Origin of the sequence: Bacillus salipaludis (assembly GCF_030938565.1) — a bacterium.
Taxonomy (GTDB): Bacteria; Bacillota; Bacilli; order Bacillales; family Cytobacillaceae; genus Neobacillus; species Neobacillus salipaludis_A.
The window spans coordinates 5,757,457-5,776,869 of the sequence record NZ_JAVGVR010000001.1; the positions used below are offsets into that span (position 1 = coordinate 5,757,457).

The window sequence follows — 19,413 nt, forward strand, 5'->3', positions numbered from 1 at the left end:
GCGGGGTCTCCCCTGCCCCGTACTCCCGCATGAGTCTTCGCACCTTCCGCTCCAATCAACAGGGATAATAAATTTAAATATTGCCACACACTTTTTCCATCAAGAACTATTTCATCTATAGATACAAATTCATATTCGTTTTGAGAGGACTATTTAGGTTTGAACATTGGAATTCGCCACTTTATTAATAATTTTGTTAATTATATTATAATAAATTAACGCGGTTTATTGTTAAAGCAGATGAATAAAATAAAGGCTGTCGAAGGTTTTTTGACAGCCTGGAGGCATCACTTAGATGCCTCTTTTTTAATCTATTTTAAATTATTTGTCATATTACTAAACGGCCACCAATTGGCTTTGCCAAAGTTTTTAACCATGACTGGAATAAACAATGGCAAGATGACGAACGCGTACAATAATAAACCAACTAAGACAATCGAAGCAATCTGGAGCAATGATAGCATCCCTGAAGGCATCATTGCCGCAAATGTTCCTCCTAAAATAATCGCTGCCGAGATAATGACCGTACCCATCTTTTTCATCGATAACAGCATCGCATCTGCTACCTTTAAATCCTTATACTCATTAAAGCGATCCATCAAGAAAATACTATAATCGACTCCCAGAGCCATCAAAATTACAAATCCAAAGAATGGAACCGCCCAGCTGATTCCTGTATAGCCCAACAGGTTTACAAATAGCGCTTCATTCATGGCCATCGCTGTATAGTAAGTTAAAATCAATGAGCCAATAATATATATCGGCATGATAATAGATCTAAATAAAAGAATTAAGATCAGCGTAATTCCAATCAGCATAAGGACAACTGTCCGTGAAAAATCCTGATTGGACATTTTATTTAAATCTGCGTTTGAGCTGGTAATACCGCCAACGGCAACAACCGCATTTTCAAGCTTTGTACCTTTAACCGCTCTTTTTACCGCATCCTTAATTTCAGGAACCTGGTGAATCGCTTCATTTGAATATGGATTTGCTTTAAATACCACATCCAATGTCATAACTTTTCGGTCATCCGACAGATAGGTATCCATTGCCTGTTTAAAATCCTTGCTTTCCACCACTTCTTTTGGCATATGGAATCCTGACATACTGGTCGAGTCGGATAAATCGGATAAATAACCTTGAGCAGAACCAAGACCATCCGACACTTGATTTAACCCTTTCGCACTTTGGTCAAGCCCGTTCGATAACTGCGTTAATTGGCCTGTTAGACCGCCAAATCCAGTAAGCAGTTGCTTTTGTCCATCATTGATTCCAGACAAACCGCTAGTCAGTTTTGGCATATTAGCAACAATTTGACCTTGACCGTTTGCCAACTTGTCAAGTCCTGCCTGCTGCTGCTCAATTCCTTTAATTAACTTTTCCAGACCAGCAGCAAGTCCCTGCTGGCCGCCATTTGCTTTTTGAAATCCAGCGTTCGCCGTATCCATTCCCTTTGTAATTTGAGAAAGACCAGCGTTTAACTGATTAAGTCCACCGGAAAGAGGTGCTAGCTGCTGCTGGAGTACTTGAACGGTTCCTTTTATTTTTTGATATTGCCCTTCTTTCGCCAATCCATCATAATGACTTTCCAAATAGGTAAAATCTTCGTTCTTAATCTGGGCAAGAGCACTGGATAAAGCTGTTAATCCACCGCCTACATCCTTATATTTGGTGTTTAATGTTTTTAGATTCGCATCTATGTTATGATAACCCTTTTGCAACTTTTTATAGCCAGCAAGTAAGTCCTCGGCACCAGCTTTCGTTTTTTCTAAACCTTTTATCAGTTCTGTAGAACCTGCTGAGCCTTGGCGGATTCCATTTTCAATTTTGGCAAGGTTGGTTTGAATATCAGTCAAACCCGTTTGCAATTGATCGGTTCCTGAAATTAACCCGTTAATTCCGTTCACTGCTCCTTTTAATTGCGGCCCGGATTTTGAAAGCTTGCTGCCTGCTTCTTGCAAGCCGTCACTAATTTTTGTAATTCCATCCTTTCCTTTTCCTAAACCATCCCCAAGACTTTCAGCTTGTTTATTCACGTAAAAGTCTTTAATTTTTTCACCTGTAGGCCTCGTGACAGAACGGACCGTGTCAACTTGATCCACCTTTTCTACTTCTTGACTAATTTTTTCTGCCAATTCCATATAGTCTGTTGAATTCATTGCCTCATCATTTTTAATCACGATTTGGGTCGGCATTGATTCACCAGGACCAAAGCTGTCAGCAATCGCATTAAAAGCACGGATGGATGGAACTTTTCCGCTGATTTCTTCTAATGAGTTAAACGATAATTTCCCATCATACGTAACTAAAAATGGAACACAAATAGCCGCAACAATTAATAATGAAATCACTGGACGAGCCAGGGAAAACTTTCCGACAGCCCCCCAAAGCTTGCTTTCAGCATGTTCCGCACTGCCCTTTGACGGCCAGAAAAGTTTTCTGCCTAATACCGCCATGAAGAATGGAACGATTGTAAATAAGGCGATCAAAAGCATTGCCACTCCAATGGCTACCGCTGAAGAAGATTGGTAGAGGATGAATTGAGAAAAACCAATCGTTGCAAACCCAATCATCACGGCTAAACCACTGAATAACACCGTTCGTCCAGCGGTTCGGTATGTTTCTACGATTGCATCAACGATCGTTTCTCTTTGAGATAATTCCTCTTTGAATCTACTAAGCAATAATATACAATAATCCGTTCCTATTCCGAATAAAACGCAAACCAGAAAGATTTGTGTATAGTTGGATACAGGGAAATTCAGCTTATCTACTAAAATAGCAATAATCGATTGCGCAGCCAGATAAGTAATACCCACTGTTAGCAATGGAATTAAAGGTGATATTAATGAACGAAAAACAAGTAGTAATACAGCTAAAATAAACACGACTGTAATTCCCTCTGTTTTCTTCAAGCCTTCTTCAGAGCTTTTCATCAAATCCTCATTGATCATCCAGTTACTGGTGTAATAATGATCCACCTTTACAGTTTCAATTGTTTTATACAAGGCAGCACTAACTTCTTTGGGCTCACGGTCATTCCAGTTCACCTTAACAGAAGCAAGGATGGACTTCCCGTCCTTAGCAACAAGCTGATTTTTTAAGCTCTTTTCATTAAAATGACTTAGGATTTCTGTGATACCAAGCTTTTCTTTGTTGTCTTCCAATGCTTGAATCGCCTTTTTTGCTTCGATTATTTCAGCACTTGATAACTTTTTATTATCATGAAACACAAGGGCGACTTGGGTTTCCTTGCCGCCATCCTTCTGTTTCTGAACCTGATTCATAATCTCCGTAGCTAAATGGGAGGAATATCCCTTTGGAACATCGACCTGCCCCTTATCACGGACAAGGTCAGCCATATTCGGAGCAATCATGAATAACCCCACTACGACTGCAATCCAGGCAATTAACACGAGCCATTTACTTTTAATAATAAACCTCACCGTTTACTCCTCCTGCTGTAGCTTTTTATTTTCGATAAGAATTCGATTTATCTTTTCATACGTATTTAAAAATTGTTTGATTTCGGTTTCATCGAATTGGGTAATTAAGGATTCAACTAATTTATAGATTCGATCCTCCGTTTGTTCAAATAAGTCAATGCCCTTCTCCGTTAACGTTAGATACACTACACGCCGGTCATTCTCATCACGGGTACGTTGAATTAAACCCTTTTCCCACATCCGATTAATAATGGCAGTGATGGCGCTTTTTTTCACCTCAAAGACTTCTGCCAATTCAGTAGATGTACAGGTACCTGATTTGTGGATATACCTTAACATATAGTGCTGGTCACTAGTGAGATCACTGCTAATTTGCTCTTTTACCAGCGATTCCCCTTTTTTATTAACGGAAAAGGAAAGCGTGATATAACGGTCCACTAATTCTTGAATGTTTTTATCAGCCATTATGTATCGATTCACCTCACTCGAATGATTCTACTGTTTAATTGTTCAACTCGTTAACTATTAACAAAGTTAACTATAATGGCGATGAAATCATTTTGTCAATGATTTATTGGCTGTTTACTTTGAGAGAAAAAAATTCAATGAAGAAAATATTTTTGGGGGAAGGGAGGGGAGAATATTCATACAAAATAAAGAAAGGTGATTTATAACAAATCACCATGGTTTAGTTTTACTCCGTATTCAATTCTTGAATCAAATTCTTTATTTTCCTTAATTTTTGAGTATTTAATTGACCCTCGGACAATTCGATTTCAAGCTTTAATGTACCCTTTATCACGCCGCTGCTTATCTTTGTTTCACCATCTTGGTTACCTTTAATGAATTGGTCTATGTCTACCTTTAAAGTTGTTGCTAATTTATCTAATATTTCTATACTAGGATTCCGTTGGATATCCCGCTCAATTAAACTTAAATAAGACTTTGAAATACCCGATAACTCACTTAACTGGCTTATTGATAAACCTTTTTCTTCACGAAGTAATTTGAGTTTAGTTCCTTCCATAAAATCTCTCCTTGACTAGCAGATTCTTTTTGTTGTACTTTTCATTCACAATAAAGAACAAAACATTTAAAAAAATATTTATCCTCCTAGACCCTTTGTGATTAACGTAATAACTAGAGGTCCCAATATGACAATAAATAATGCTGGAAATATGAAAAACACCATTGGAAACAGCATTTTTACTGGTGCCTTCATCGCCTGTTCTCTTGCAGCTTCACGTCTCTGTTCACGTACACGTACGGTAAGATTCCCTAAAACCTTTGCCATTCCAATCCCAAGCTGATCCGCTTGAATCAACGAGGTAATCACACTCTGAAACGAATCAGATGGGACACGCTTCCGAAGCTCGTAAAAAGCTTCTCTTCTTGATTTACCAAGCTTCATATCCTCTAATGTTCGAAGAAACTCTTCTGACAGCGGACCTTTATATTTTTTTGACACCTCTGCGAGTGCCAAATCCAGCCCCATCCCTGCCTCAAGCAAAAGGTTTACCGTATCAAAAAAATCAGCCATTGATTTATTAATTTCTTTAACCCTTGCTGTTTTTTTCTTCCCAAGCTGGAACACAGGAAGCCGGAATCCTAAAATCGCCATAGTGATTGCCATCAACCACACTAACATTTTATTGTCCGCAACTGGCAATAAAAAGAGAACGATCGGCACACTTATACCAATACTCAATACAAATTGAAAAAGCCTAAAATCGATTGCGGACTTGAAAGGGTAGCCCGCATCCCTTAAAAGGATATCTAGTTTTTTTCTTTCCACTTTGGAAACCTTTTGATTTAATAAATTGGTTCCCTTATTCCAATACCGATCAAAAAGCTCTCTTAACCTGTCATCATTCTTTTTTCTTAAAGAATTATTTGTTTCTTTTTTAACTGTTTCCCCAAAAAACTTTCCAACACGTTCGTTGAAAGCAATTTCCTTTTTGAAAATAGTTAACAAGGAACCTGCCACTACGAAGGTTGCAAATGCGGCAGATAGAACAACGAAAACAAAGTTCAACATGAACCCTACACCTCAATTCGGATGATTTTCTGGATTACCCCCCACCCAATAATGATGAAGACACTGCCTACAGTGAGCATTGCCCATCCCAATGGATGATGCAGCATTGGTGAAAAATAATCTTTGCTGACAAACGCTAAATATAAGCCAAGTCCAACCGGCAGTAAGGTGATGATCCAAGATGACATTCTTCCCTGCGCTGTTAACGTATTTAGTTCTTCAAGCACTCGGACTCTGCCTCTAATTGTTTCTTCCATTGTTTCCAATAGCTCAGCAAGATTTCCGCCGCTCTTCCTTTGTGCAAGAATGGCCTGAACGACAACTTCCAATTCTTTGTTAGGTAATCGGTCAATTAATTCTTCAAATACATCCTCTAATGGCATCCCAAGTCCTGCCTGTCTTACAATCCGATCAAATTCTGGACCAAGCGGGTCTGGAATTTCTTTGCCAACAAGCTGCATTGCTTGCATAAAGCTAAAGCCTGCCCTCATGGAATTAGCCATCATCCCCAAGACTTCGATTAACTGATAGGACAACCGAGTTAACCGTTTTTTTCGTTTTTGTTTCATAAAATAATGGGGAATGGCATAACCAATAATTACCGCAATAGCAGAAAGAAACCATGGCAGGCTTAGGAAAGCTGTGAATAGTCCGAAACCGGCAGAGGCTAAAATTCTCAACGCAAAAAACTCCTCCGGCCTCAATCCACTACCAGCTTCTACTAGCATTTTTTCTGTTTTCCTGCTAAATTGAACATTTTTAAACATATTTGATAGAGAAAGAATAAACTGTTTAGAAAGCGGTGGTCTTTTTTCTTTCTTACTTTCATCCTCTTCCGCTTGCGAAACTGGCAAAAACTCCTTGATTCGGTGATTCATTCTCCTCTTTTTTGAAAACCCGCTTAAGATAAGATACATCGAAATACTAACGACTAAAAATACAAAGACCAATTCGATGACTAATTTCAATTAAACCACTCTCCAACAAACCAAGAAGCAGGCAAGGAGTATCCATTTAATTCAAGCTGCTCTGTGAACTTTGGCCTGATACCTGTGCTAATAAAGCTTCCTTGAATCAGACCATCGCCATTATGTCCCTTTTCTTTAAATAAAAACAGATCCTGAAGAACGATTGTATCGCCTTCCATTCCCAGTACTTCCGTTATATGGGTTATTTTTCTCGTACCATCCTTTAATCTTGACTGATGAACAATCAAATTGATGGCATTGGCAATCTGTTCACGGATTGCCCTGACAGGAAGCTCATAGCCTGCCATCAACACCATGGTTTCCAAGCGGGAAAGGATATCTCTAGGGGAGTTAGCGTGCCCAGTACTTAAGCTGCCGTCATGACCGGTATTCATTGCTTGAAGCATATCCAGTGCTTCGGCTCCACGCACCTCCCCAACTACTATCCGGTCAGGCCGCATCCGCAGCGAGTTCCGGACTAAATCACGAATTGAAATTTGCCCTTTTCCTTCGATATTCGCAGGACGGGATTCGAGCGAAACAATATGTTCCTGATGAAGTTTAAGCTCTGCTGCATCTTCGATGGTAACAATTCGTTCACGATTTGGGATAAAGGAAGAGAGAACATTTAAGGTTGAAGTCTTCCCAGAGCCTGTACCGCCGCTGATAAAAATATTGAGTTTGGACTTAACACAAATATCGAGGAATTCCGCCATTTCCTCACTTAATGTTCCAAATTCGACTAAATCTTTAATGGTAAAAGGAGTATCCGAGAATTTCCGTATTGTCAAACTCGGTCCCTTTAAAGCAAGTGGAGGAATAATTGCATTCACACGCGAGCCATCCGGCAGGCGAGCATCCACCATCGGAGAACTTTCATCGACTCGACGGCCAATGGGGGCAACAATCCGCTCGATTACCCTCATAACATGCTGGTCATCCATAAAGCTTACATTACTCCTAGTAATCTTTCCGTTTTGTTCATAATAAATTTCATCATGACAATTGACCATTACCTCACTAATTAATGGGTTCTCTAACAGGGGAGTAATCGGACCATATGCAAGCAATTCATCCTTTACGTATTCAAAAATTTCTTGCTTTTCCTCAAAGGTTAATCGTCCGCCTTCTTCATTAAAAAAGGCTTCTCCTAATTCCTCTATTTTCATTTTCTCCTGCTCTTTATTCTGACTAGGATACTTTTTCAACTCTTCTACTAGATAATTGTGAAGACTTGCTTCTATGTTCCAAAATTCCTGTGATTTTTTTATAGCCGGAGACTCTTGGACCTCTTTGATGGGTTTACTTTGTATACTTGGTGTACTTGATGCATTTGGTGTAATCGTTGCAGCCGCTTCCTCTTTATACCGTTTAAATAGTGACATTCCTTTGTTCTCCTCTCTTTCCAAATAGAGACCAGCGTTTTACTTTTTTTAATTTCTTGGTCTCACCAATTTTTTGATCAATTAGCTTTTCTGAAAGCTTTAAAACAGCCTTCCCAAGCTGGCTCCGTGAGTTCGAGAGAATAAACGGCTGCCCTGTTTTTATCGAGGAGGACGCAACATTTACTTGATCCGGCAGGGTGAAAAAGATATTCAACCCTAAGATTGCTTCAATTTTTTTAATATCAAGTCCCTGTTTCTTTACAAAACGGTTCAAAATTAGTTTTACGCGATCCTTTAAGTTAATCGATTCTAACATCTCTAAATAGAGTTGATTTAATCTTAAAACGGAAACTTCATTTTGCGTTACTAGTAAAATCTCATCGGCTAAATCAAGGTATCGTAAATGAATTTCTGATATGTGAATCGGCATATCAATTAAGACAATATCGAATAGTTTCTTTGCTTCGTTGACGGCTGCTTTTATATGATTCTCTGAAATTCCTTCAAAGAACTCTGGACGAGGAGGAGCGGCAAGAATCGAGACATTGCCCTCAACAGTGGTCATATATTGGTTGATTGAATATTGTTCGCTTCCATATCCTTCCTTTACCCATTCATATATCGTTTTTTTCGGTTTTACATTAAAATACATGGCCACCTCACCAAATTGGAGGTTTCCATCAATTACAGCCACTTTTTTCCCCATTTTCGCGAACGCTACAGCTAGATTAACGGTTACAATTGTCCTGCCCACGCCGCCCTTTGGATTGGTAACGGCAATTACTTTACTTTTTTCTTTTATTAAATTAACTAAGCCTTGGTCCTTCTTTGCCCGGTGCTGCATATATTTCTTTGCGTGCTCAATTGCATCATTCAGTTCTTCCTGAGTGTACGACGAACGCAAGGAATCCGAAGCCCCCATCAACATTGCTTTTTTCAGGTTTTCTAAGTTATCAGGTACAATTAAGATGATATAAACATGCGGGTAAAGAACAGATATTTCCTGACAAAAATCAAATACATTGTAAAGTGTATGAGATTTTATAAATAATACGGATTGATTATTCTCAATTAAAAGCGATCGGAGTCTATCAATTTCGTTGGTCGCAGTTAATCGGAACTGCTTCTTTTCTAAAAGTGATTTTATTTCTCCAGGAGGTGTATTCGTATCAGAAAAATAAACCCAGTTTATGCTCATTTCGATTTAATCCCCCTCTTTGATTACTTCTCTTGTTTGCTTAAGACCAACTTTTCCTTTATCTGGGTCCTCTGTATTTCTAAGCATTAAATAGAACCCATCCTTATCTTTGGCAGCTAAACTAAGCATAACGCCTTCTTTTGGGGTAACCTCCAATGTAACGGATTCATAATGGAGGGCTTCTTCCTTGTTGTCACTGGATTTACCAGAAGATAGGACTTTTACATTTTCAAGAACTAGCACAGCTGATCTATATTCTTTTTTCGTTTTATCATCTTTTTTCGTTCCGTAGGCAATTACATCAACTTTGGAATTCGGGGCAATATACCCTGAAACCCCTTGTGCTGGGTCAACATTGATCGAAATTGCCCTTTTGCCATTACTTACAACAACGAGCGGATTATTGAATTCCCTTTTTAGTGCTTCTTCTTTTTTCGCTTGTTCCTCATCCGATTTTTTCTCATCGCTTTTCTGAGTTACCTCTACAGTAGAAGCTTCTGAGACTTTCCCCTTCGAAAATATGGACAGATAGGCAATACCTGCAAAAGCTATTCCCAATATTAATGAAATGATCCAAATTTTTTTTGTGTTCATAGTGTCCTCCCCTATTTCAACGACTTTCCAGTTTCACTCTACAAGCTTGACGCCTTTTAAATAATTGTAGCTGCCAGATTCACCAATTTCCCCTGCAGTGACGGAATTAATAAATTGTCCTACGATACTTTTATTTTTTCCTTGACTATCATATTCCTTGACCCAAAAGGGAGCAAAACCTAGAATTTCAACTTGCTTTTTACCATTGATGCTCTCCCAGGAATCAATAATAGCTATATAAATTACCCGTTTACAAGTGTTATCAGCAGTAGCCGCAGACTGACACCAATCTTTGTCTTTGTCACTATTAATTAAAGAGTCAGAGTCAGTTTCAACAGCCTTTTTAATGGGTCCATTCATGTCACCTGTTTCTGTAGAAACTTTATCACCTATTGAGACCATCTTTTTGCTCCCATTTTTAATTCCATCCTCTACATCAGGTGCCCCGTTCCCATCTATATCAAGAAACCCGCAATTCCCGGGGCTATTTTTTCCCGACTCATTTTCTACATTTCCACATGTGATATTTGTTTTATCCGGAACTGCGCTTTTTTCTACCGCAATCGGGGCAATTCCTTTAGCGGATTTTAATGGTGCAATAATAGCTTTTGCTGTAGCACTAACATCTGCAGTATTTATTCCCAATACTCTTGCAAAAGTCAGTGGAACATTAATTTGCTTAACCGCCTTAATAGAATCATTTGTTAAGGTTAAATTGTCTTTTATTAGTGGATAGCCATTTTTTTGTGAGACATCTTCAGCATTTTCGATTGCCCGCGCCTGATTTGTTGTTAATCCTTGAGCTCCTGCTAGAACAGCCGCATCAACAGCCTTTTGCAACTTGCTTTTCTCTAAATAAAGCCTGCCGCCATCTATCACTAAAGCAGTGAGACCTAGAAGAGCAACCATTGAAATAGCCACTATTACTAAAGCCGCACCGCTTTCATCTCGCAATTTTAACAAGCTTAAAAATCTTTTCATTTATTCCACCCTCATTACAGTGGTATCTGTTAAAGTTATCGGTCCAACAATGTTTCCAATTACTGGGGTAAGAAATGTTATAGGATAAGTAATTGTTATACTTATATTTGATCCAGATGTTTTTGTTCCTGAAGGAGTAACCCCTACTTTATCTGCTGTTAAGCCAATGCTTGATGCATCGGAAACAGCTGTGCTTTTGATTGTACTATCATCTTTACCAATACTTGCTGCCCGTGCTGCTTCTCTACCCGCATGATCCATGGTCAAATACACATGAAAAATTCGCGCAAAGTCAATAATTCCAAACAGCAATAACACTAAGATAGGCAGAATCAATGCAAACTCAACCAGAGATTGACCTTTTTCCGATTTCATTAAAAACCACCCCAGACAAGTGTGCATAATGTACCAAAGAAAATCGCTACTCCATATGGGAATGAAATACTACTTTTTTTATCCTTTGATAAAAGTATTGAACCAAGATTACTTCTGAAAAAAACAACATTGAAAAATATGGATTTAATGATATTTATTAGACCTTTCTTCTTAATAATCAGTATTAGAGCAATTGCTCCTCCGATTAAGGCTGTGTAAATGAACGAATAAAAAACGAAATTGCTTCCCATTAATACCCCAATTACTGTCATTAGTTTTACATCACCTGCTCCCATGCCACCTAATAAATAGGGAATAATAAGTAAACCGAGTCCCGCTAGGAAACCTTTGCCGCTATATAAAAAACCTTCAAATCCAGTCGTAAGTATGTTATAAACTAGGCCGAAAACGATAGTAGGTAAAGTTACAATATTTAATATTTTCCGTGATTTTATATCTGTAAAAAGACAGATTAAAAGAACAATTACAAGGATAATATCTTCCAAGATATTATTCCCCCTTCCTTATAAATAAACCCTGCTTCTCATGTCTGAAAAGCAGGGATTTTTAATTTAATTATTTAAAACTAATCCCATTAAAAAGTGCTACAATTTTATCTTTAAAAGCACCTAGAGCAACAACACAACCAACGGCAATCAAACCAATAACCAACCCATACTCCGTTAATGCTTGTCCTTCTTCTTGTACTACTAGATTTTTAATTTTTTTCAACATGTTACATTCCTCCTAAATAATTTGTTAGTTTTTAAGATTAGTTCACTGTATCGAACAATACTTCCGGCCTGCCCGTTCTATATTTATTCGCTGTTTGTTCTTTTTAATGAACAATCCTTAAGTTAATAATAGTGCCATTGTCCCGAAATGTAAATAGTTTTTCCTATTTTTGTTCTAAATAAAAAACGACATTGTTCAACATTTTTCATTATTGAGAACAAATTATTGATATTGTATATTCAATATATCGAACAAATTGAATGATAGGAGAGTATAAAATGCAGCCATTAATTAAAACCATTCCTTTTTCTATTAAACTTGCAGATTCTTTTTTTACTAGACTAAAAGGACTAATGTTTAAAAAAGAACAGTTGGTCGAGGAGGGATTATGGATTATCCCTTGTAATTCGATTCATATGTGTTTCATGCATTTTGAAATTGATGCGGTTTTTCTAAGCAATAAAGGAGAAATTGTAAAAGTGGTTGAAAGATTAAAGCCTTGGCGCTTCGTAAAACCCATCAAGGATGCCTACTCCGTTATCGAACTTCCAGCAGGGTCCATTTCACAATTAGGCTTAAAGCAGGGAGATATTCTATCACTCTAAAGAGACAGGTGCTGTCTCTTTTTTTTGCCCCTAAAACGAAAATATAAATTTAAATCATGGACAGACAAAATCCCCCACTCCATAACATACATTTTCATATGTGAAAATTTCCATAAACTAATGGAGGTGAAGGCTGATGTCAGGTGGTCTAAAAGCCCTGCTATACATTTTGTCCTTTTTCATTCCTGTTGTTGGTATTATTTTAGGAATCATATGGTTGAATGATCAGGAACCTGAAAAGAAACAAGTTGGAAAAACTTGCTTGATCGTCGGAATTATCTCCATTGTCTTAAGTTGTATTTGCTGGTTTGCTGCATCCGCGCTTTCAATTGGTCCTGCTTTTATGTCCGGATATTAAATCATTAGAACCTAATTCACCTTGTGGATTGGGTTTTTCTTTAGGAGTGGGTAACAACAATGGTTCAAGAATTATTTCATTTTTTAGGAAGAGCGATTTGTCATCAGCTTGAGGAACGTTCACTCCATGCTTCCGGTGAAACATTGTCTGTTTGTGCCCGAGATACAGGAATCTATATCGGGATCTTTTCATCCCTTATTTATTTGCATTTTACCAAAAGGAAAAAAAGCTTAACCATCCCTTCTGTAAAAACAAGCTTGTTCCTTTTGTTATTTCTTGTTCCATTGATGATTGACGGATTGGGATCTTATTTGCAGTTATTTGAATCAAGCAATATTCGAAGGCTGCTGACAGGAATAAGCTTTGGGCTCGTCTTACCTTACTTTCTCTATCCCCTGCTTTCGACAAAATGCCTTGAGGCGACGAGTGAGCCTGTTATCATGAAGAGCAAGGATTTGGTTTCGCCAATTGTTATTAGCAGCATTTTAGGCATGGGATTTTTTGGGGGAGTATTGCCCTATTATCTACTGGACGGTTTCATCATTGTGACAGTGGTTATTTGGTTTAGTTTATGCGCATCATTTTTATTTTCACGAACGGGCTCCAAGTATTTAAGATGGTTTCTTTCGGTATTTGCAAGTTTAACCTTTTTGTCCATCCTATCCATCCTGCATTCATGGATTTTAACGATAACTTAAAAAAGGGCTTGAAACTTAAAGTTTCAGCCCTCTTTTATTAAAAGTTTTTATTTCTGTCGCCAGATTTCGATTTTGGCAGAATGACTCCTTCTACTTTTTCATAAATAGCAAGCAGTTTGTTTAAGAAAGAAAGCTTTGGAGCAATCAAGTAAACAAACAAAGCAGAAATGATTCCGATAAGAGCACCTGTTATTACATCTAGAGGATAGTGAACACCAACCATTACACGGGAGATGGCTACACAGCAGGCCAGAATAATCCATAACCAACCCTCTTTTTTGCGAACCAACAAGATTGAAAAACATATTGAGAAAAAGATAATCGAGTGGTCACTCGGAAACGCATTATCTACAGCATGGCTTACAAGCTTATTAACATGCGGCAGCTCTGCAAACGGCTGATAATGCGAATAAAGCTTACCGGCTATTTTTCCGATGACTTCAGCCACTGCTACAGAAATAACGGACAAGATAATCATCATTCTGTTTTTATCGGTTCTAGTAAACCAATAAACTAACATTCCTAAAATTAAAAAATATAGCATGTATTCTGCAAGAAAAACGGCAATTGGATCTAAAAACGAATGGTCCTTCCCGAGATTATTAATCGCACGAAAGGCTTCAATATTTAATTGAGACATTTTCCTACTCCCAACCTAAAGTTATTTAATAAAACTTTTTCCACCAAAATAGTATACCTTCCTGGACATAAAATGGCAAAACATTTATGAGTGGATTTCTTTTTGCTTTATCATCCAGTTTAAACGTGGCAAAATAACTGGCTTGAATAGGTTGAGAATAAACTTTCTTGTCAGCAGCCAGCAGACAATTGAAGCAAATAGAATCGCTCCCAAAATGACAAATCCTTTATGGCTGACAAGCTGCTCCGGTGCTATTTCGCGGTATACTCGGACAATATTTGTATGAATCAAGTAAATAAACAAGGAGTTTACTCCGAGTTTATTAAAGAAAACCAGTTTCTTTTCCTTTGGAACAAGCAGCATAAGTGATATGGAAAGGACGACAACAACTCCATAGTAAGCTAGATGAATGACTGCTCCCTTTAAGATTGACCAAGTAAAAAAGCTGTAGGAGCTTCGTAAAAATAAAAATTCTGTCCCTGATGGCAATTGGTTAAAAAAGATCATGAAAACAAGGAATACGGCCACGATGGATAAGGCTCCCCAACGTATTGGTATTTTCCAAATTTTCGTTTTTTGGCTAAGGCTGATAAGAACGTTCTTCTTCGCAAGGCTATAGCCAATTAAGAAAAACGGGTAGAAATTCACTAATTTTCTCATTGAGAACCAAGATGGTACGTGGTCAACATAACTTATAGCAACAGCAAAAATAAGTGATATGATGATTGGAAACCGCAGGCGCAAGAAGTATGGCGTAACAATACTCCACACGACGATTCCAAGTAAGTACCAGAGCGTCCAATACGGGTCAAAGATATCAAATATTCTTCCTTCTGGTGATAAATTGACCACAGAATGATCCTGAATTAATTTTTGTAAGAAGCCGTTCGCGATTTGCCAGACTAGGTACACTGAAAGTAATTGAATAATCCGTTTGAATTTTTGCGGACGAAAGAAATACCCACTCACCATAATGAATAATGGCATATGAAAAAAATAAATTACATTGTAAAGATATAGAATAATTCCCGGATGTGAATGATTTCGATATGATTCAATAAAATGCCCAAACACTACTAAAAATATTAAAAGGCCTTTTACGTTATCGAACCATGGTATACGTTGTTTTATCATTATATACCTCCTTCAATAACTTTTTTTCGACACTTCTCGACATTTACTAATTAAAACGAACCCCAAAATATCCTTCAATAGAACAAAAGGGCAAAACTTGAGGAAATATAGGAGGATATTCCCTCAACGAATGACCTGATTTTACTTATTTGTTTCTACACAAAAAAGGATAGAAAGCGGGATATTACATTCCCGCTTTCTATCCTTTTATCCGATATTTAATTTAAATTTGAAGAAGTATCATTCTCAACATGATGGATTGAAAACTGAGGCATATCCCTCAATTTTCTTTTCATTAAAACATAATAGAGTACAGCCGGGACGACTATTCCTAAAATCCAAGCAAGATCGGCTCCTCCCATTGCCTTGGCAGCCGGTCCAACATAGAGGGATGTATTCATAAATGGCACTTCAGCAATAATGGATGCCAAGAATGATATAGCAGTAATTTTGTTAACCTTCCCGTACTTCCCATTTAAATCAAAGATATCTTTAATACTATACTCGCCATGGCGCAACACATAAAAATCAACGAGGTTAATGGCTGTCCATGGGATTAAGAAGTAACTGATAAATAATATAAAGTTTATAAAATTCGATAAGAAATTCCCTTGCCCCAAAATGGCCAGTACTGTTCCAATTGTTGCTATTCCAAACACAAAGAAAAATCTTACCTTTGGCGTTACTTTAATTTTTGAAAAAGGCTCAACGGTGGTTACAGTTGACATAAAGGCACCATATAAATTAAACACATTAATTGAGAGCTGACCTAAGAGGATAACGGCAAACATGATAAATGAGAAGCTGCCAAACTGGTGTGCTAAATTGGCACCGGTGTGGTTTAGGAAACCCGGAATCGCTGTCGTCAAAAACACTCCCAATAGCATCATCCAACCAGTTCCAAGAACAGACCCGGCATACGTATACCAAAAGGTTTTTGAATAAGAGGTATCCACCGGTAAATACCTTGAGTAGTCAGCAACATATGGCGCAAAAGAAATCTGCCAGGTTGCAACCACACTAACAGCTAACATAAATGTCCCAAAATTAAAATTGGCCGGAGACCAGCTTCCAGCCGGCACTGGTAATTTAAAGACAATAAATGTTGCTATGACGAAAACGATAAAAAATACCCATGTCAAGTATTTCTGCATTTTATGAATTAAATCGTGGCCAATCATTGTCACGATAAAGGTAATGATATTGAGGATAATAATACTCAATGTTAAATTGATGTTTAATGTACTGCTCAAAACTTGAGCTCCTAACAATCCGCTACTTGCAAAAAAGCCTAAGTACATAAAAACAACAAGAAGCAAGGGAATAACTGCACCAATCACACCAAATTGCGCACGGCTTTGAATCATTTGTGGAATTCCAAGTTTTGGTCCTTGTGCCGAATGGGAAGCCATAAAAATAGCTCCTGATAGATTACCAACGATAATTGCAACAACACTCCAAAAAAGATTTAAACCGAACGTAACACACAATGCTCCAGTTACTAGCGTGGTAATATGCATATTAGCAGCAAACCAAACTGAAAATAATCCTTTCGCTTTTCCATGACGTTCATTCGCAGGAATATACTCAATGCTTCTTGTCTCTATTTTCATCGACATACCTCCGTTATTTAATTTGGAGAATAATATTAAGTATGAATTTCTTCCTTTTTCGCTTTGCTTTCCTCATCAATTTCTCTTTCTTTTAAAACAAAACTAAGCAAGTCCAATGCCAGGCGCGCGCCTACTTGCCCTGTCATTCCTGCAGAATCATAGGGAGGGGCTACTTCAACTAAATCGAAACCAATTACCTTTCCTCTTTTCGCAATTCCTTCAAGCAATTCATTAACTTCATCGTATATAAATCCTCCAGGAGAAGGTGTACCTGTTCCCGGCGCTACGGAAGGATCTAATCCATCAATATCAATGGTGATGTAATATTTCTCTCCCTCCGGAATCAGCTCCAACACATTTTCAAATCCCATTTTTCTCATTTTCCTCGGTGATAAGATGACACTGCCATATTCTCGGGCAGCATTTACATCTTCCTTTAAACTGCTGCTAATTCCACGAATCCCAAATTGAAAAATTTTCTGAACATGATCCATTTCAGATAAACGCCGTATGCAGCTTCCATGACCAAGCCGCTGCCCGGAACGATGGTCTGCCCAATCTAAATGAGCATCGATTTGAATGACATGAAAAGGTCCTAAATCCTCTAACCCTTTTCCGACGGGAATTGAAATCGAATGATCCCCGCCTAAGACAACCGGCATGGCTCCTTTTGAAACAATCTTCCTAATGGCTTCTTCAGTATTTTCATGACACTGGATAATATCACCATGTACCATATCAACATCTCCGCAATCAACTACTTTCCATTTTGGCCCCAAATACGTAATATCTTTTTCGATATCATAGGCACCATTTAACCCAAAGCTATAAAGCGTTGAACCTTCACGAATCCCCCTTGGACCCATTCTTGCACCGGATTTCCATTGCGTACCCATATCATTTGGAACACCAATGACTGCAACATCTGCATCCAATTCATTTAGATTTGGGCAAACAGGGTATTTTCCAAATGTACTGATTCCCGTAAAAGGTAAATTCAAAAATTGCTTTTCATCCTGATTTGACATGTAATATGCCTCCTTTTTAGATTTTCACTAAAAATAATGCAACTTTCATGCCAATCTTTACTGGGATGAACTTATTCATGATTATGTAAGGTATAAATTACGGGCAGCAGATAATTTATAGTCAAAACTGACTACCCCCATCAACATACTTCCTTATTTTCCGATTGGCAGTGGATTGACTAATCCCCAATTTTTCAGCAAGTTTAATACTGCTAGGAAATTTCTGATACATCCGGACAATATATTCCTTTTCTATTGTTTCTATATAATCATTTAAAGTCATTTCATTGGATTCTGTAATCATTTTGTTTTGATCCTCTTCATCCTCTACTTCAATACCTATTTCAATGCCACTTGAAGTGATAATCTTTTTCTCAATATAGTTCCTTAATTCCCTAACATTTCCCGGCCAGATTTGTTGACTTAACCATGCAATCATTGCCGGGGTAAAATGTTTATTCATTTCATACTTTCGATTCATTTCCTCTGTAATCTTATAAATGAGTGGAATGATTTCTTCCTTTCGTTCCCTAAGGGGTGGGATCTCAATTTTAACTACATTGATTCGGTAATATAAATCTTCTCTGAATTTCCTTTCTTTAATTAAGATTTCTAAGTTTTGATTTGTAGCACAAATGATTCTGCACTTTACCTCAACTTTTTTACTACCGCCTAGTCTCATTAACGTTTGGTTCTGCAATACAGAAAGCAATTTCACTTGAAGATTCATTGGCAATTCACCAATTTCATCGAGAAACAATGTACCTTCCCCTGCTGCCTCAAAATACCCTTTTTTACCGCCTTTTTTAGAACCGGTAAATGCTCCTTCCTCATACCCAAATAGTTCCGACTCAAATAGGGACTCAGGTATCGCACCACAGTTTACTTCAATAAACGGATGATTTTCTTTTGTAGACATTTGATGAATCATATGGGCAATATGATTTTTACCTACCCCGGACTCCCCTTCTAGTAGGACCGTAACACTTAGATTGGTCACTTTTGATACAATATCAAAAACTTTTTCCATTTTGCTGTTACGAAGAAAGAATGGATTTGCCGCTTGTTTTTTTAATTTTGCAATCTCTTCTTGATATAATTTCAATGCCTTAGCAACCTGCTCATTTTCTTTTTTTAAGTATTCAAATTCTGTAACATCCCTTGAAACACTCAATGCTCCAACTAATTCGCCTGTTGAGTCATAAATTAGATAACCTGAGATTATGAGTTTTCTATTATGCTTCGTTTCTTGGATTAACGTATCTTTTTTTTGGGTTCTCAAGACATTCGCAATTACTGATGGCGAAAACATTCCCTGATTTTCTAGTTCAAAAATATTATGATTCACAATTTGCTCACTAGGAATTCCAAATACCTTTTCAGTAGATTGGCTTGTATATAAAACCATTCCCGATGCATCCGCAATAAAGATTTCATCAAAAGAATGCTCTAAAATATGCTTTAAAAGAATGGAGTCATCTAAAGTTAAATTCATCTTTATCACCTAGTCATTTTTGATTTAATCATAATCAAAAATGACTAAAAATTCAAATTATTTTAAATTAAATTAAAAATAGATTTTAATGGATTAAAATAAAAACAGAATGTATGTTC

General features: G+C 37.5%; 20 protein-coding genes. 3 read left to right on the forward strand and 17 right to left on the reverse strand.

The annotated features are described in order from the left end of the window. Window positions 1-311 precede the first annotated feature (311 nt). From RCG21_RS28740 to RCG21_RS28795, 12 genes are all read right to left on the reverse strand, one after another. Window positions 312-3,449, reverse strand: a complete 3,138-nt coding sequence (locus RCG21_RS28740) for an MMPL family transporter (RefSeq protein ID WP_133334013.1) — start codon at window positions 3,447-3,449, stop codon at window positions 312-314. Window positions 3,450-3,452: 3 nt separating this feature from the next. Further along, window positions 3,453-3,914, reverse strand: a complete 462-nt coding sequence (locus RCG21_RS28745) for a MarR family winged helix-turn-helix transcriptional regulator (protein WP_133334012.1) — start codon at window positions 3,912-3,914, stop codon at window positions 3,453-3,455. Between the two features lie 229 nt (window positions 3,915-4,143). Further along, window positions 4,144-4,476, reverse strand: coding sequence for a helix-turn-helix domain-containing protein (locus tag RCG21_RS28750; protein WP_133334011.1), 333 nt, complete (start codon window positions 4,474-4,476; stop codon window positions 4,144-4,146). Between the two features lie 78 nt (window positions 4,477-4,554). Further along, complete coding sequence (locus RCG21_RS28755) at window positions 4,555-5,487, reverse strand: type II secretion system F family protein (RefSeq protein WP_308914025.1); 933 nt, start codon at window positions 5,485-5,487, stop codon at window positions 4,555-4,557. Between the two features lie 5 nt (window positions 5,488-5,492). After that, window positions 5,493-6,455: a type II secretion system F family protein gene (locus tag RCG21_RS28760; RefSeq protein ID WP_133334009.1), complete on the reverse strand. Its 963-nt coding sequence runs from the start codon at window positions 6,453-6,455 to the stop codon at window positions 5,493-5,495. Beyond that, window positions 6,452-7,840, reverse strand: a complete 1,389-nt coding sequence (locus RCG21_RS28765; RefSeq protein WP_133334008.1) for a TadA family conjugal transfer-associated ATPase — start codon at window positions 7,838-7,840, stop codon at window positions 6,452-6,454. Before RCG21_RS28765 ends, RCG21_RS28760 begins: the two co-directional genes overlap by 4 nt. Then, window positions 7,827-9,038 carry a CpaE/TadZ family protein gene (locus RCG21_RS28770; RefSeq protein WP_133334007.1) on the reverse strand — a complete coding sequence of 404 codons (1,212 nt, stop codon included), beginning with the start codon at window positions 9,036-9,038 and terminating at the stop codon, window positions 7,827-7,829. The genes RCG21_RS28765 and RCG21_RS28770 overlap by 14 nt, the downstream gene beginning before the upstream one ends. Before the next feature lie 6 nt (window positions 9,039-9,044). Further along, window positions 9,045-9,632 carry a Flp pilus assembly protein CpaB gene (gene cpaB, locus RCG21_RS28775; protein WP_133334006.1) on the reverse strand — a complete coding sequence of 196 codons (588 nt, stop codon included), beginning with the start codon at window positions 9,630-9,632 and terminating at the stop codon, window positions 9,045-9,047. A 33-nt stretch (window positions 9,633-9,665) separates the two neighbouring features. After that, window positions 9,666-10,613: a TadE/TadG family type IV pilus assembly protein gene (locus tag RCG21_RS28780; RefSeq protein WP_133334005.1), complete on the reverse strand. Its 948-nt coding sequence runs from the start codon at window positions 10,611-10,613 to the stop codon at window positions 9,666-9,668. Next, complete coding sequence (locus RCG21_RS28785; protein WP_165976231.1) at window positions 10,614-10,988, reverse strand: TadE/TadG family type IV pilus assembly protein; 375 nt, start codon at window positions 10,986-10,988, stop codon at window positions 10,614-10,616. Continuing rightward, window positions 10,988-11,494, reverse strand: coding sequence for an A24 family peptidase (locus tag RCG21_RS28790; RefSeq protein ID WP_308914026.1), 507 nt, complete (start codon window positions 11,492-11,494; stop codon window positions 10,988-10,990). Before RCG21_RS28790 ends, RCG21_RS28785 begins: the two co-directional genes overlap by 1 nt. Before the next feature lie 70 nt (window positions 11,495-11,564). After that, a complete protein-coding gene (locus RCG21_RS28795) occupies window positions 11,565-11,723 on the reverse strand; it encodes a Flp family type IVb pilin (protein WP_133334002.1) in 159 nt (52 codons plus the stop codon). A 278-nt stretch (window positions 11,724-12,001) separates the two neighbouring features. Between RCG21_RS28795 and RCG21_RS28800 the strand changes: the two genes are divergently transcribed. From RCG21_RS28800 to RCG21_RS28810, 3 genes are all read left to right on the forward strand, one after another. Further along, window positions 12,002-12,328 (forward strand): DUF192 domain-containing protein, encoded by a 327-nt coding sequence (locus tag RCG21_RS28800; protein ID WP_308914027.1) that lies wholly within the window; start codon window positions 12,002-12,004, stop codon window positions 12,326-12,328. Window positions 12,329-12,464: 136 nt separating this feature from the next. Further along, on the forward strand, window positions 12,465-12,686 hold the full coding sequence (locus RCG21_RS28805) for a hypothetical protein (RefSeq protein ID WP_308914028.1): 222 nt from the start codon (window positions 12,465-12,467) through the stop codon (window positions 12,684-12,686). 59 nt (window positions 12,687-12,745) lie between these two features. Further along, window positions 12,746-13,384 (forward strand): DUF2085 domain-containing protein, encoded by a 639-nt coding sequence (locus RCG21_RS28810; protein ID WP_133333999.1) that lies wholly within the window; start codon window positions 12,746-12,748, stop codon window positions 13,382-13,384. A gap of 37 nt (window positions 13,385-13,421) precedes the next feature. On the opposite strand, the gene RCG21_RS28815 is transcribed toward RCG21_RS28810, so the two are convergent. The 5 genes from RCG21_RS28815 to RCG21_RS28835 all read right to left on the reverse strand — a co-directional run bounded on the left by RCG21_RS28815 (window position 13,422) and on the right by RCG21_RS28835 (window position 19,294). Then, a complete protein-coding gene (locus RCG21_RS28815) occupies window positions 13,422-14,024 on the reverse strand; it encodes an undecaprenyl-diphosphatase (RefSeq protein ID WP_133333998.1) in 603 nt (200 codons plus the stop codon). 84 nt (window positions 14,025-14,108) lie between these two features. Further along, window positions 14,109-15,158, reverse strand: a complete 1,050-nt coding sequence (locus tag RCG21_RS28820) for an acyltransferase family protein (protein ID WP_133333997.1) — start codon at window positions 15,156-15,158, stop codon at window positions 14,109-14,111. Between the two features lie 218 nt (window positions 15,159-15,376). Further along, the gene (locus tag RCG21_RS28825) at window positions 15,377-16,771 is read right to left on the reverse strand and encodes a purine-cytosine permease family protein (RefSeq protein WP_133333996.1); all 1,395 of its coding nucleotides are present in this window, start codon (window positions 16,769-16,771) and stop codon (window positions 15,377-15,379) included. Window positions 16,772-16,806: 35 nt separating this feature from the next. Then, entirely contained in the window at window positions 16,807-17,799 is a 993-nt protein-coding gene (gene speB / locus RCG21_RS28830) for an agmatinase (protein ID WP_308914029.1), read from the reverse strand. A 121-nt stretch (window positions 17,800-17,920) separates the two neighbouring features. Then, window positions 17,921-19,294, reverse strand: coding sequence for a sigma-54 interaction domain-containing protein (locus RCG21_RS28835; protein ID WP_308914030.1), 1,374 nt, complete (start codon window positions 19,292-19,294; stop codon window positions 17,921-17,923). Window positions 19,295-19,413: the final 119 nt, after the last annotated feature.

Bases quoted from the DNA above. Each gene is read 5' to 3' on its own strand.
- RCG21_RS28835 (WP_308914030.1), bottom strand. From the start codon at position 19,294: ATGAATTTAACTTTAGATGACTCCATTCTTTTAAAGCATATTTTAGAG.
- RCG21_RS28815 (WP_133333998.1), bottom strand. From the start codon at position 14,024: ATGTCTCAATTAAATATTGAAGCCTTTCGTGCGATTAATAATCTCGGG.
- RCG21_RS28795 (WP_133334002.1), bottom strand. From the start codon at position 11,723: ATGTTGAAAAAAATTAAAAATCTAGTAGTACAAGAAGAAGGACAAGCA.
- RCG21_RS28750 (WP_133334011.1), bottom strand. From the start codon at position 4,476: ATGGAAGGAACTAAACTCAAATTACTTCGTGAAGAAAAAGGTTTATCA.
- RCG21_RS28810 (WP_133333999.1), top strand. From the start codon at position 12,746: ATGGTTCAAGAATTATTTCATTTTTTAGGAAGAGCGATTTGTCATCAG.
- RCG21_RS28745 (WP_133334012.1), bottom strand. From the start codon at position 3,914: ATGGCTGATAAAAACATTCAAGAATTAGTGGACCGTTATATCACGCTT.
- RCG21_RS28805 (WP_308914028.1), top strand. From the start codon at position 12,465: ATGTCAGGTGGTCTAAAAGCCCTGCTATACATTTTGTCCTTTTTCATT.
- speB (WP_308914029.1), bottom strand. From the start codon at position 17,799: ATGTCAAATCAGGATGAAAAGCAATTTTTGAATTTACCTTTTACGGGA.
- RCG21_RS28770 (WP_133334007.1), bottom strand. From the start codon at position 9,038: ATGAGCATAAACTGGGTTTATTTTTCTGATACGAATACACCTCCTGGA.
- RCG21_RS28825 (WP_133333996.1), bottom strand. From the start codon at position 16,771: ATGAAAATAGAGACAAGAAGCATTGAGTATATTCCTGCGAATGAACGT.
- RCG21_RS28800 (WP_308914027.1), top strand. From the start codon at position 12,002: ATGCAGCCATTAATTAAAACCATTCCTTTTTCTATTAAACTTGCAGAT.
- cpaB (WP_133334006.1), bottom strand. From the start codon at position 9,632: ATGAACACAAAAAAAATTTGGATCATTTCATTAATATTGGGAATAGCT.
- RCG21_RS28820 (WP_133333997.1), bottom strand. From the start codon at position 15,158: ATGATAAAACAACGTATACCATGGTTCGATAACGTAAAAGGCCTTTTA.
- RCG21_RS28785 (WP_165976231.1), bottom strand. From the start codon at position 10,988: ATGAAATCGGAAAAAGGTCAATCTCTGGTTGAGTTTGCATTGATTCTG.
- RCG21_RS28765 (WP_133334008.1), bottom strand. From the start codon at position 7,840: ATGTCACTATTTAAACGGTATAAAGAGGAAGCGGCTGCAACGATTACA.
- RCG21_RS28755 (WP_308914025.1), bottom strand. From the start codon at position 5,487: ATGTTGAACTTTGTTTTCGTTGTTCTATCTGCCGCATTTGCAACCTTC.
- RCG21_RS28780 (WP_133334005.1), bottom strand. From the start codon at position 10,613: ATGAAAAGATTTTTAAGCTTGTTAAAATTGCGAGATGAAAGCGGTGCG.